This window comes from Paenibacillus barcinonensis, assembly GCF_003217495.1.
GTDB classification, from domain to species: Bacteria; Bacillota; Bacilli; order Paenibacillales; family Paenibacillaceae; genus Paenibacillus; species Paenibacillus barcinonensis.
Window position 1 is genome coordinate 1 of the sequence record NZ_QJSW01000032.1, and the last position, 13,187, is coordinate 13,187.

Consider the following 13,187-nt stretch of genomic DNA (forward strand, 5'->3'; position numbering starts at 1 on the left):
CACTTCCATTTTACCAAGGAACGGTTTCTTTTTGTTGCACAATTTTGGAGAATGGGGCTATCCCAATTCATTTTTATGACTTATGGGACAGCCCCTCTATGAACTGAGCTTAAACCTTGGATTCAAGTGTCTCCAGGTACTCGGAGATTTGAGCAGGCGTTTTGGCCCATTTGCTGTGCAGATGTGCGAGCTTTTTGCCGTTCTGGAACACGAGCAGACTTGGAATGCCGCGCACGCCATTTTCGTCAGCAAACGGCTGGAATTGTTCCGCATCTAGCGCGTAGAAGGATTTATCCGTGTGCTGGTCAATGACATCCCCGATAAAGCGGTCAAGGTTTTTGCAATCCGGGCACCAGGTTGTATCAAATTTGATCACGGTCAAACCGTCAGAGTTAATCAGATCACGATATTGCTGTTCACTTTGTATTCTTTCCATTAGAGGTTCTCTCCTTAAAGGTGATTTTTGGATATATTGCTTGTTCAGCTACAGTTTCGCGGAGCTAACGTTGATTACATCAGAGCTGGGCTGTTGCCGTTGGCTCGTTAAGATTTTTTTGACAGTACAGGCTAACGCCTGACTCTATTGTACCTCGAATAGTTACATTTGAAAATAGGTCTTCGTCCATCAGCGGTGCTGCGTGTAGCGATTCGCAGGGTGATGCTCCCGAATCGTCTGGATTTCGGCTGCAGTAAGTGCCGCCGAAGCCGAAGCGGCAATGTTGTGCAGCAATTGCGCTCTGGAGCTGGCACCTGGAACAACAGCCGCCACCGCTGGATGGGAGAGCGCATAACGAATCGCCGTCTGTGCCATGCTGCGGTTATCCGTGACCAGTCCCGCAAGTCCTTGACGGATATGATGCAGCTGCTCTGGCGTATAGTCCAGGTAACCCTTGTCCGCCTTGGCCACTCCCGAGTCAGCCAGCACACCGCTGGCCACCGGCCCACGAGCGATGACGCTGATATGATGCTGCTCAAGTACAGGCAATACTTCCTCTTCTGCTCTGCGATCAACCACGCTGTACTGATTCATCACACTAACAATGGAGGATCTCTCCACATATTCACGAATGACATTTGGACGGATGGAGGAGATGCCGTAATATCGAATAAGCCCCTCCTGCTTTAATTCCTCGAATGCTTCAATCGTTTCATCCATCGGATCATCCAGCGTGCCTCCGTGCAGCTGATACAGATCAATATAATCCGTCTGCAGCCGCTTGAGGCTTTCGTGAACAGCCTGCTTGATATAAGCCTTGGATGGGTCCCATGACCAGCCTTGCTTGCCGAGAATACGACGGTTCCCTACCTTGGTAGCCAGAATTACCTGATCGCGGCGGCCTTTAATCGCTTGTCCCACAATTTCCTCGTTACGGCCTGCATCATATAAATCTGCTGTATCCAGCAGATTGACCCCACGATCCAGCGCTTCATGAATCAGCTCTACCGCCGGTTTAACTTCCGTTCCAAGTGACATACAGCCCAGCCCGATCTCACTCACCATCAAGTCAGATGTGCCCAGACGATTTTGTTTCATGGACGTGCTCTCTTTTTCCATAAACGTCTCTCCTCTCCATACGTTCTGCAAGTATCCATTGTATCATTCTTCTTGGCAAAAATCGCATACAAGCACAGTATGCCATGCCAAGGCATATACAGAAAAACCCGAAACACATCGTCCCGGGTTCTGCTTCACCATGTTCTTTATGATTCAGCCTGTCTCAGTCTCTCCACTCCCTGTTATTGACCTCCACTCGGGCTTTGGCACTGCGGGCTGAAGAGGACCCTTTCCTTTTCACCATACTGGATACGGTGCTAATTACTTTATCCCGGGCCTGTTTATTTCTCATCAGATACGTCACGCCAGCTCCGATCGCTGTCATAAGCAATTTGCGTTTGGACATGTAACTCTCCTCCTTCAGGATTCATGTACATCGTGTCTTGTTTGAGTTTTACCCGCTCTGAAGTAAACGAAACGAGAAACAGCTCTGCCTGTGAAAATAAACCAACTTCTTACTCTATAATTCGAGCTAAAGATTTCACACAATTCACTTCGAGGGCAGTACCTGCTGATCAGGTTAAAGATACTTTATTGGAAAAAAGATGATTACCCATTAAACTGGCAATCATCTTCTGGAGATGTGTTTCGGTATCGAGTTAATAAGTCCAGCTCTACAGTGCTTCACAGAGCTTATGCCTTGAACGAGATAAACGGTTCGTGCCCGTCCTTAATCTGACGGTGTGGCTACGTGTTTCATCTCTTCATGTTGATATGTGGAGCCATCGGCCGTCAGGTAAAAATGACCTGTCGGGTGTAGCTCTTCGTTCAACTCATAGACCAGCGGAATGCCTGTCGGGATGTTGAGCGCCATCACATCTGCTTCGGACAATTGGTCCAGATGCATGACGAGTGAACGAAGCGTATTGCCATGCGCGGAGATCAGCACTTTTTTGCCCGAAGAAACCATCGGTTTGATCTCTGCATTCCAATATTCCAGCACTCGCTTGGACGTATCCATCAGGTTCTCTGTTCGCGGAATGGTGCATCCCAGACGTTTGTACTTGTCCAGATCCTGGACATATCGCTCATCGCTCTCTTCCAAAGCCGGAGGGGAAACGTGAATGGATCGTCTCCATTCGTGAACCTGGTCTTCCCCGTATTTCAAGGCCGTTTCCTGTTTGTTCAGTCCCTGTAGTGCGCCATAGTGACGCTCGTTCAGCTTCCAGGTCTTTGTGATCGGAATCCACATCAGGTCCATCTCATCCAGTGCAATATCCAAGGTACGAATAGAACGCTTCAATACCGAGGCATAGGCGCAATCAAAATCAAATCCCTGCTCCTGCAAAATTTTGCCCGCCTTGCGCGCTTCTCCGTATCCATCTTCGGTCAGATCCACGTCCGTCCAACCGGTAAAGCGATTTTCCACGTTCCACATGCTCTGTCCATGACGAATCAACACGATTCTGTACATCACGCGAACCCCCTTCCTACTGTAGCTCTCTCAAAACATAATGCATCTCATTAACCATTCATGATATGAAATGAATTAATAATACGGCGCCATCATCAGATAAACAACCACACCTGTAGAGCTTACATACAGCCAGATTGGCATAGTCCAGCGTGCAATTTTGCGGTGCTTCTGCAGTTGGTTCGTCCAGCCCCATACCAGCGTAAACAACGCCAATGGTACGATCAGCGCGGCCAGAATGCTGTGTGTAATGAGAATGAAGAAATAGATGGTACGAACGATGCCTTCGCCGCCAAACTTGGATGTTTCCGGGGACAGGTAGTGGAAGGTCAGGTACGTCACCAGAAACAGCAGCGTGGTCGTAAATGCCGCAAGGATAAAGCGCTTGTGCAGCTTGACGTTACGCTTGATAATCGCGATCAGCGCAGCCAGCAAAAAGATAAAGGTAAAGCTGTTAAATACGGCATTAAAGCGCGGCAACACGGTAATGTCAAATGTAACCTGGCCTTTGTAACCGATGGATGGTGCGAAAAACAATAACAGGATTATAACGTTAGCAAGAATGGAGATGGTAATAATGATACCTGCAAAATTTTTATTACTGGTCGGGGCTGTCTGATTGGATGACATGTTCAGATCCCCTCTTTCCTTTTTAGCCAATGCAAAATCCTCCTCATATCCTAACTTTCTGTGTTCTATATCATTATATCGCGGCTGTTCGGGGCTGTTAAGTGACAACACTCTGAACAAAAAAATCTGTCCTTACGTATAAATGCCCCTTTGAGGGGATTTTCATCCCATATTACCCAAGCTCTATTTTACCCAGCGCTCCATATGTGGTATAATTAATGTACTTAATCACATACGCATGGATACGGAGGAGCCTGTCACCAAGGGCCCCTCTTTGTCTTTTTCAGGCATGGGACGATAAGGGTTATCGTTGTTCTGTGCCTTTTTGTTTTGTTAAAGGGCTGGACGGGGTTATTTTTCCTTGGAAGGGTTATTCTAAGTATGCTGCGAACAGAGAGGAGAAACCGTCTGTGGAATTTATATTCGTTCTTGCTCTAATTCTGATCTTCACCAAACTTGCGGGTGATCTGTCTGTCAGATTAGGCCAGCCGTCGGTGCTGGGAAAACTTATTGTAGGTGTTGTGATTGGACCTGCCCTGCTTGGCTGGGTTGAAAAAACTGATTTTATTCATTACATGGCCGAAATCGGGGTATTGTTGCTTATGTTTATCGCAGGTCTGGAAACGGATCTGGACCAATTGAAGAAAAACTGGAAGGCTGCTTTCGCTGTAGCGGTAGGCGGGGTTATCTTACCTTTTATCGGAGGATATGGGTCGGCTATTGCTTTTGGCATGTCGCAGACTCATGCACTGTTCTTTGGATTGTTGTTCTGCGCCACCTCAGTCAGCATCTCCGTACAAACGTTGAAGGATATGGATCAGCTCGGCTCACGCGAAGGCACGACCATTCTGGGGGCCGCCGTTGTGGATGATGTGCTCGTTGTTGTGCTGCTTGCGGTGATGATGAGCCTGCTCGGAACGGGTGGTGGAGATGTTTCCATCGGCCTGCTTATAGGTAAAAAGCTGCTGTTCTTCGTGATCATCATTGCAGTCGGTTGGCTGCTCGTACCACGTATCATGAAATGGATGGCCCCTCTCCGGGTAACGGAAACGGTCATTACCGCGGGATTGATTATCTGCTTTGGCTTCTCTTACTTCGCGGAGTGGATGGGTGTTGCAGGCATTATCGGTGCATTTGCGGCAGGCATTGCCATTTCCCAAACCGGCTTCAAACATGAGGTAGAGCAAAAAGTCGAGCCGATTGCTTACAGTATTTTTGTTCCAGTATTCTTTGTCAGCATTGGACTTAACGTAACCTTCGAGGGTGTAGGCTCTCAAATTTGGCTAATCGTTGTTATTAGCATTGTGGCTATTCTAACCAAGCTGCTTGGTGGTGGTGTCGGTGCTCGTCTGACCGGGTTTGACCGTGCCTCTTCACTTGCTATCGGTTCGGGCATGATCTCCAGAGGGGAAGTTGCACTGATTATTGCCTCCACTGGGCTTGCATCAGGCTTACTCGATTCTGAGTATTTTACCAGCGTTGTAATCATGGTTATCATCACCACACTCGTCACTCCACCTCTGCTCAAAATCACGTTTGCCCGCAAAAAGGGAGAACAGCGTGTGGAGCGCGGCATTGAAGAATCACATCTGAACGGATAAGACAGCCTCGCGTAGAATGTGAAGAGCTTTGCTGAAAGGCCGATATACAAGTATGCTGAGTTTAAATTGGATGTGTGTTGCTTGCGTGAATGAGTTGGGTGGTACCTGTGATCAGTCAATGGGGTAGTATGTATGACTCGGGATGACGTTGAGTGAGTGGTATGACGCTGAATGAGTTAGGTATCACGCTGAATGAGTTAGGTATGCTATAGTAGTTGCTGTTTCCTCTTGCCGTAGCTGGGGAATAGCATCTGCACAGCATCTACGTTATAATCGAATGTAATTAAGATTAGAAAATAAATCATTGTCGGTCGTGAAGCACACGCCGCTTTGTCCTTTCTTCTTTCCTTCCACTGTGAAGGTCGGGAATGACAAAGCGGCTTTTTTGTATTTTATAAGCTGATTTGTGAAGGAGAGGTTTGCCGTGGGTACAATGGGTCGTGATTTTGAAGAGGCTTATGAAGAGTGGATGAGAGTGCTGCTGGATAAAGAAACAAACCCGAGGGTACGTTCCCGTATTGAACAAGGACTTGAGCATGCCACATTGGAGTTTCTGCGTGTAGTCTGGTTTCCGGTGATGAAAAATTTCAACCATTTGTATCCTGAATGGGAAGTTCGGGATTTTCACAACGGCTATCGTTATTTGGATCTGGCATATTTACCAGGCAACGGTGTAAAAGGTGGCATCGAAATTCAAGGCTACGGTCCGCATGCTCGTGATCTGGATGTGAGACGTTTCAAAGATCTGTGCTGGCGCCACTGTCTGTTAACGTTGGATGACTGGATATTTCTACCGATCGCCTATCTGTCCATCCAGGATGAACCCAAGCAGTGTCAGCAGCTGGTGCTGGCTTTTATGGGGAAATTCATGGCCTCGGATGTATCTGCGTCCCTGAACTGGCTGGAAGCGGAGACTGTCCGCTATGCGAGACGGCTTGTTCGCCCTTTTGCACCTTCGGAGCTGGCTGCCCATCTGCGAATCTCCGATGTCCAGACCCGAAGGGTACTTAGGAGGCTGCTTGAGCAGCAAATGGTATATGTGGCGAGTGGCACTCAGCGATATCGAACGTATGCATTGCGACTGTGAGGCAAGTGAGTAAAGTCATCAGCGTGGATTGAGCGTGTGGGGGACTTTCTAAATGTCACTTTTTTCTAACGATCCCCAGAAACGCTATTTGGAGGATTTGACACCTTTTCATTTTCTAACGATCTCAGGAAACCTTAATCGGGTCATTTGGCTATAAAACGGGGATATTTCCAGATATTCGGCTGCAATAAGCTCTCGGGTGATCGTTAGAATTCTAAACCGGTTCAGATTCCCAAAATAAGATTATCTGAGATCGTTAGAGCTTGGTTTGTTGTGAGGATGCTTTGGACTTAGGCTGGACTTAGTTGGACTTAGGCTGGACTTAGGCTGGACCTAGGTTGGATCTGCTCTAGTCTGGAGTGGATTCAGCGTGGATTAAAGCATGGAATGAGTTTGAGGGGCTACTTTATGGAATGCGCGATACATGCAATGAATTTGTTTATTTTCACATCGAGTCCCGCGTACCACTTAATGCTCTTCTGATGTGCTTTTATACACTTTTCTTATGTTCTTCTGATGTGCTTCTGTGCTTCTGTGCTTCTGATGCGCTTCCCGTGTCTCTGATACTCTTTTCGTGCTCGTGACGTGCTTACGTGCTTCTGCCGCGCTCCTGACGTGCACTGATGTACCTCTATTACACAGCTCAGGTGCATCCGAGGTGGTTTGCCGCCTTCTGAGTCAGACTTTCTTTCAGAATTAAGCAGCAAGAGCCTGTTCCCCTCCACTCCCCTAGGGAAGTTAGTCTTGATCCAATCCGTTAATGCTTCGAGCTAATGGAGGAACAAGATTTCCTGATCTTGCTTACTAATGCCACTCATGCTGGTGAGGTGCGAATGAGGCCATACGCAAGCAGTACAGGACTTTGAAGCTAGCGCGACATACACAATAAAAAAAGACCACCTTACACACAAAGAGGTCTTCAATCCTGAGTTGTATTTCAAAAAAAGTTTCCAGTTCCTGCACAAAGGCTTGTCCCATTTACGTTAATACACCTACATAGAAACCAATGGAGATAAACACCACACACCAGACAAATGCGCCAATACCGGATACAAGAACGTATCTGCTCATCGCCATACGGCTCATGCCGGAGAAGCAGCACATCAGATGACGAATGCCGGGGATGAAATACCCGAGAATGATCGACCAGGATCCATACTTCAGAAACCAGGTCTCCACCCTGCTGAACCGTTTGGCATTTACCCCGATCCATTTGCCGTATTTATCAAATAAGGGGCGTCCGGCCTTCCTGCCAATGGTATAACTGAGCAGCCCGCCCGTAAATGCCCCGCCAAAGCTGACCGCAATGGACACAGAATAATTCAGAACCGAGATGGAGGCGAGATAACCAACAAAGGTCATCATCACCTCATCCGGAATTGGCATCCCAAAGACACCCAAAGCGAGTAGACCATAGATCGCAAAATATCCATATTGACCAATAAATTCTTTAGCAAATTCCATTACTGACTCGCTCCTTATTTCGGTTCCACAATATCCTTCTCATGAGAGGGCAGTATTTGCTTCAATGAAGGGAAACGGATTTGGCTAACCATGAGACCAGATAACACAACAATAACAAGATACGCCACACCCGTTGTAAAATAAGGGCTCCAGAGTGCAAAGAAGGACATTAGCCCCCCTGCAAAAGTAATCGGCATCCCTACAAAACCGCTAATCGGTGTTTTCTGACAGTTATAACGTGCAAGCCGAAGCGCACCGCACACCGGGAACAATGCCGTTAATGCCATGCCCAGCATACCTACTTCAGTCATTGAATTGAGATACAGAATGAGTACAGGTGCCGTTCCGAAGGATACTACATCAGCCAGTGAATCCAGCGCCTTGCCAAACTCCCCTTCACAATGCAGCTTGCGTGCCGCATATCCATCGAACAGATCAAAAACCATAGCTACCCATATCATCGTCACGGCCAGGGAAAACTCGCCATGAATGGCCATAATGACCGCCAGCATTCCTGAACTTAAATTCCCCAAGGTTAAAATAGACGGTAAAGACTTCATAAGATTTAACTTCCTTTCATACTAGGCTTTAGGAAATGAAATATAAAAGCGTACGCCATCCGATGTATTCTCTACGCCATACCCGCATCCGTGCAGATCGAGAATCTGCTTGGAAATAGCCAGCCCCAGACCGGTGCCCCCCATTTTGCGGTTGCGCGAGCGCTCTACACGGTAGAACCTCTCCCATATATATTGCCGTTCCTCTTCTGCAATGTGTTCACCTTTATTTTCAATCGTCACGTGTACACAACCCTCATGCCTGCTGATCTCAATCATTATATCGGTTTGTGGAATCGCGTGACGTATAGCATTCATTAAAATATTGTAAAATACTTGCTCCAGCTTGCTTCGATCGCCTTCAATACTCTGCTCGGTCGTGGACACCAGCACCACCTCGAGCCCTTTATCTTTCAGTTGGGGCCCAAGACGTCCCGCAATATCTTCGATCATGTCATCCAGAGCAATTGCTTCGGTATTGAGCTGAATTGCCGCGGATTCAAGCCTCACGAGATCAAGCATCTCTTCCACCATATTTTCCATCTTGATGGCCTCGTCAGCAATAATCTCAATATATCGCTCTCGTTTGCCCTCACTTACCCCGTCTTTCAGACCTTCGGAGTAGCCTTTAATAATGCTGATCGGTGTCTTGAGCTCATGAGACGCATCGGCAAAAAACTTGCGCTGACGCTGTTCAATCTGCTGCTTCAGCTCCATATCGGTACGCATCTGGTCATTGGCCTGCTTCAGTTCCTCCAGCGTCTGGCCGAGTGTACTTGATAAAGCATTCAGACTGTCCGAAAGACTGCCTATCTCATCCTTACGTCGAATGGATGATTTCACTGTAAAGTCCAGCGTGGACATCTTCTTGGCTACATGGTTCAAGGCCAGAAGCGGCTTCGTTATGAATCGTGATAAAAGAAGTGCAAGCAACAATATCAGCACAAATGCTCCGATACCGAAATACCCGTAAAATAAGCGTGTAGCTTCATTCGCCTCCCGCATCTCCTGCAACGAGGTTAAAGAGAAGATTAGCTGTTGCTCTGCCCCTGCACGATGTACCGGAGCAATGGTGATAACGTTGCGGACACCACTCCAGCTGTCCACCCATTCTTCATTGAGCATCTTTCCGCTGGACAACACCTTCTGATCCTCTGCCGACAACGGAAATCTACTGTCGAGCGCCTGCACAAGCAGGCCTTGTCTTTGACTCCAGGTAGCGAGATCTGGAAGCACAATCTCTGTTAATACCCCGGTCCATTCCTGCACAGGCAGTAGTGATTCCTGAAAGCTTTCGGTTCCCCATGCAGTCGAAGCCCCGTCCTGAATTTTAAATGGATATACCATCGACTCAGGAGCGCTCTGATCACTTGAAGGCCCCTTCACGGTCAGCTTTTGTCCAAATTTCAGATGCGACCTGATCCAGCCGGCGTTCTCGCTATTGATAAACAAAGACAGTGATACCTTGACATGCTTGCCGTCTTCCTGTAACAGCGTAATGTGAAAAGGATCGTTCACCAGCCTGCCTGTGCTTGTCAGAATGACAAGATGGGACTGATTTTGACGCATGAATTTGCCCGTTTCTTTGGCAAGCTGCAGATCACTCCAGCGGCTGGAGGAATACTGCTGTTCAAACTTGGACAGCTTTTTTTTCATACTGCTGATCTTCTGATGCTGATAAAAATCGGGGAACCAGATCAGCTGGGCAAGTACCGTTGTTCCGTATAATACAAGCAGAAATCCGGCCATGACCAGAAACAACTTCATCGTTACGCCGTTTTTTCTCATGTCTCGGCCTCAAAACGATACCCCGTACCAATGACGGTACGAATACATTTCGCTTCATCGCCCAGTTTGCTGCGGAGCTTTTTGATGTGAGTATCCACGACACGGGAGTCACCTTCAAAGTCAAATCCCCATACCCGATTCAATATCGCTTCCCGGGACAGAACGATACCGGCATTTCGAGCGAGATAGAGAAGCAGATCATACTCCTTTGGGGCAAGCTCTACCTCTACCCCGCTGATCTCCAAACGTCGGGCCCACGGATCAAGCGTAACCTCGCCGAAGCGAATAATACCCTGCTCTCTCCCGATTGCACCTTCCACTCGTTTCATCAGCGTTTCAGCCCGTGCAACCAGGACACGAGGACTGAACGGCTTGGTGACGTAATCGTCAACCCCTAGCTGGAAGCCATGGATTTTATCATCATCCTCTGATCTTGCGGTAAGCATGATAATAGGTACGGTGGAAGTGGCACGAATATGACCGCATAATGTCCACCCGTCCATTTCAGGCATCAATACATCCAGAATGACCAGATCAACCTGGTGCTGGGCAAGCTGCTCCAATGCCTGCACCCCATCCTCAGCTTCAATGACATTCCATTTTTCTTTTATAAAATAATCGGCCACAATCTCTCGAATGCGGCTTTCGTCTTCTACCAGCAGCACGGTTCTGACCATGACCGACTCTCCTTCTCGATTTCTTACATTAACATACCTGCTTCATGTGTCGTTCATGTGTCCTGAAGTATCCATATCCATCCAGTTACATACAGCGTTCAGCTTCACCATATATACGATTAATATATACCAAAAGTTACTATTTTTTATCAAAAAGAACAGAAAAAAAGAAGAGGCCAACAAGCAATGCACTGTTTGTTGACCGCTCCTTAGATGAAATTTGGTGAATGCTATTATCATCATAAACGATGACGCAGCAGGTATCCTTACGTGAAAACCCTGCCTCCATGACGATAATTAACGTTGATGCTCCAGACGATGGGCAACATGAAGTGTAGGTCCAACAAAGCGGTTCAACGGGAATCCACCAGCAATAGCTTTCGTTACAAAGGCTTTCCCTTCACGCACAGCTTCTTTCACGGACAGACCTTTGGCCAAACCTGCGGTAATGGCAGCGGAGGTTGTACATCCTGCACCGTGCGTATACCCGGAACCAACAACATCAGCTTCAAACCATTCATAGTTTGTACCATCATAAAGCAGATCCATCGCTTTACCGGGGTTAATCACACCACGGTCTTTGATCAGTACATGTTTGGCACCATGAGCATGAATGGTCGCTGCAGCAGCTTCCATCTGCTCCTTGGAACGAATCGGGCCACTCTTCGCCAGCTGGGAAGCCTCGAACAGATTCGGCGTTACGAGATCTGCACCTGGCAGCAGAAATTCAATCATCGCTTCCGTGTTTTCCGGCTGCAGCACTTCATCTGTACCTTTGCAGACCATAACCGGATCAATAACGATCTGTGGCAGACCACTGCGGCGAATATGTTTGGCGACAAGCTCAATGATATCGACTGAACCGAGCATGCCCGTTTTCATTGCATCAAAACCAATTCCGTCCAGAACGGTACGAAGCTGAGCCTCGACCACATTCAACTCTACAGGAAATACCTGGTGATCCCATGTTTCAGGCTCCATGGAAACAACTGTTGTCAATACGGTCATCCCGTATACACCCAGCTCCTGGAATGTTTTCAAATCCGCTTGAATACCTGCACCGCCGCTCGTATCTGAACCTGCGATGGTCAACGTTTTAGGAATAGTCATGGTCGTTCTAATCTCCTTCGTGTTTCAGTTGACACTATCCTATCCCTTGTACGAGCGGATGTCAATGGCATGTCAAGCCATGCCGCGCATGGTTTTCAGTTTGATGAACATGGCAGGGATAGAACCAAAAAAACCTGACCAGACAGGCACTTGAACTTTCAAGTGTGCTGGATCAGGTGGGTATAGGATTCCTTATTCGTTCAATGCCCTATGCTTTATCACTGCGAATCCAGCACAGCCCTATGGTACCGGCGCCAGCATGAATACTTACGACTGGAATAAACGGCATGATCTCCGTCTTCAGGCGAGGCAGCAGCTCCGTAATCTGCTGTTTGATGGTGTGAGCCTCCTCATGATTGTTCGCATGCATGATGCACACATGTTTGACCTTCTCCATGTCCTTCTTCAGCATATCAAGCATACGCTCTTTCGTGCGTCTAAACGTGCGGATCTTCTCATTCACGACCACCTTGCCCTCTTCGAACCGAAGCAACAGATGAATCTTGAGCAGTTGGCTTATAATCAGCTGTGTTCCAGTCACACGCCCGCTACGGTGAAGATTTTGAAGACTCGCAGGGATCAGGTAAAACGACATGTTATCAATCATCTGTTCAATATTGGCTTTGATCTCGGAGGGAGAGCACCCCTGCTTCTGCCATTCCAGCCCTTGCATGATCATCTCGCGAAGAGGATAGGCTCCTGCTCTTGAATCAATTGCGGTTACCTTCACACCTGCAATCTCCGCAGCCTGCATTGAGGTATGGAGTGTTCCGCTAAGTGCAGTGGAGCAATGAATCGTAATGATCTCATCGTACTCGCCTTGAAGTGACTCATACAGCTCAATAAATTCACCAATTGGCGGCTGTGAGCTGCTCGAGCGGGAAGATGCCTCCAGCTTCGCATAGAACATATCCGATGAGATTTCCTCGGTTTCCCGGTAACATTCCTCGCCAAATACGATGCGCAGCGGCACGATGTAGATATGATTTTGCTCCGCAAACGCGGAATCCAGTGTACTGGTGCTGTCGGTGACCCATGCAATTTTCTTCATGACATCCTTCTCTCTTGCCGGGTTGTTCGTTCTGTATCCTACTAACGTCAGGCACATGCCCGGCGGTTATTTAAAATTTTAATATAAACAATTGTAAACGCTTGCCTGTCTAACCCCTTCATTATAAAGTCATTCATCCCCGAATGTCTTGTGGCACATTCATGAACAATACCTTATATTCCAGTATTCGTAAAAAAAATGTCTTGCCTGTGAAGGAATAAATTGGTATGCTGTTGTCCTTCTCTCTTTTTCG

13 protein-coding genes are annotated in these 13,187 nt (G+C 47.6%); 2 read left to right on the forward strand and 11 right to left on the reverse strand.

The window, feature by feature from the left end; genetic code table 11:
* Positions 1-109: 109 nt before the first annotated feature.
* From DFQ00_RS26595 to DFQ00_RS26615, 5 genes are all read right to left on the reverse strand, one after another.
* A complete protein-coding gene (locus DFQ00_RS26595; protein ID WP_110899450.1) occupies positions 110-436 on the reverse strand; it encodes a thioredoxin family protein in 327 nt (108 codons plus the stop codon).
* 189 nt (positions 437-625) lie between these two features.
* Entirely contained in the window at positions 626-1,534 is a 909-nt protein-coding gene (locus tag DFQ00_RS26600) for an aldo/keto reductase (protein WP_110899491.1), read from the reverse strand.
* Between the two features lie 184 nt (positions 1,535-1,718).
* Entirely contained in the window at positions 1,719-1,901 is a 183-nt protein-coding gene (locus tag DFQ00_RS26605) for a hypothetical protein (protein ID WP_110899451.1), read from the reverse strand.
* 324 nt (positions 1,902-2,225) lie between these two features.
* A complete protein-coding gene (gene gpmA, locus DFQ00_RS26610) occupies positions 2,226-2,969 on the reverse strand; it encodes a 2,3-diphosphoglycerate-dependent phosphoglycerate mutase (protein WP_110899452.1) in 744 nt (247 codons plus the stop codon).
* Positions 2,970-3,044: 75 nt separating this feature from the next.
* Positions 3,045-3,599, reverse strand: coding sequence for a DUF420 domain-containing protein (locus tag DFQ00_RS26615; RefSeq protein ID WP_174812315.1), 555 nt, complete (start codon positions 3,597-3,599; stop codon positions 3,045-3,047).
* Between the two features lie 410 nt (positions 3,600-4,009).
* On the opposite strand from DFQ00_RS26615, the gene DFQ00_RS26620 reads away from it, so the two are divergent.
* Positions 4,010-5,200, forward strand: coding sequence for a cation:proton antiporter (locus DFQ00_RS26620; RefSeq protein ID WP_110899453.1), 1,191 nt, complete (start codon positions 4,010-4,012; stop codon positions 5,198-5,200).
* 433 nt (positions 5,201-5,633) lie between these two features.
* Positions 5,634-6,287 (forward strand): transcriptional regulator, encoded by a 654-nt coding sequence (locus DFQ00_RS26625; protein ID WP_110899493.1) that lies wholly within the window; start codon positions 5,634-5,636, stop codon positions 6,285-6,287.
* 978 nt (positions 6,288-7,265) lie between these two features.
* On the opposite strand, the gene DFQ00_RS26630 is transcribed toward DFQ00_RS26625, so the two are convergent.
* The 6 genes from DFQ00_RS26630 to DFQ00_RS26655 form a co-directional block, all read right to left on the reverse strand.
* Positions 7,266-7,751, reverse strand: a complete 486-nt coding sequence (locus tag DFQ00_RS26630) for a DedA family protein (RefSeq protein ID WP_110899454.1) — start codon at positions 7,749-7,751, stop codon at positions 7,266-7,268.
* A 14-nt stretch (positions 7,752-7,765) separates the two neighbouring features.
* Positions 7,766-8,311: a CDP-diacylglycerol--serine O-phosphatidyltransferase gene (gene pssA, locus DFQ00_RS26635; protein WP_110899455.1), complete on the reverse strand. Its 546-nt coding sequence runs from the start codon at positions 8,309-8,311 to the stop codon at positions 7,766-7,768.
* Positions 8,312-8,332: 21 nt separating this feature from the next.
* Positions 8,333-10,096 carry a sensor histidine kinase gene (locus tag DFQ00_RS26640; RefSeq protein ID WP_110899456.1) on the reverse strand — a complete coding sequence of 588 codons (1,764 nt, stop codon included), beginning with the start codon at positions 10,094-10,096 and terminating at the stop codon, positions 8,333-8,335.
* Positions 10,093-10,773 (reverse strand): response regulator transcription factor, encoded by a 681-nt coding sequence (locus DFQ00_RS26645; RefSeq protein ID WP_110899457.1) that lies wholly within the window; start codon positions 10,771-10,773, stop codon positions 10,093-10,095. Before DFQ00_RS26645 ends, DFQ00_RS26640 begins: the two co-directional genes overlap by 4 nt.
* A 297-nt stretch (positions 10,774-11,070) precedes the next feature.
* On the reverse strand, positions 11,071-11,883 hold the full coding sequence (thiD, locus tag DFQ00_RS26650; protein ID WP_110899458.1) for a bifunctional hydroxymethylpyrimidine kinase/phosphomethylpyrimidine kinase: 813 nt from the start codon (positions 11,881-11,883) through the stop codon (positions 11,071-11,073).
* A 208-nt stretch (positions 11,884-12,091) separates the two neighbouring features.
* On the reverse strand, positions 12,092-12,991 hold the full coding sequence (locus DFQ00_RS26655) for a DegV family protein (RefSeq protein WP_341866288.1): 900 nt from the start codon (positions 12,989-12,991) through the stop codon (positions 12,092-12,094).
* Positions 12,992-13,187: the final 196 nt, after the last annotated feature.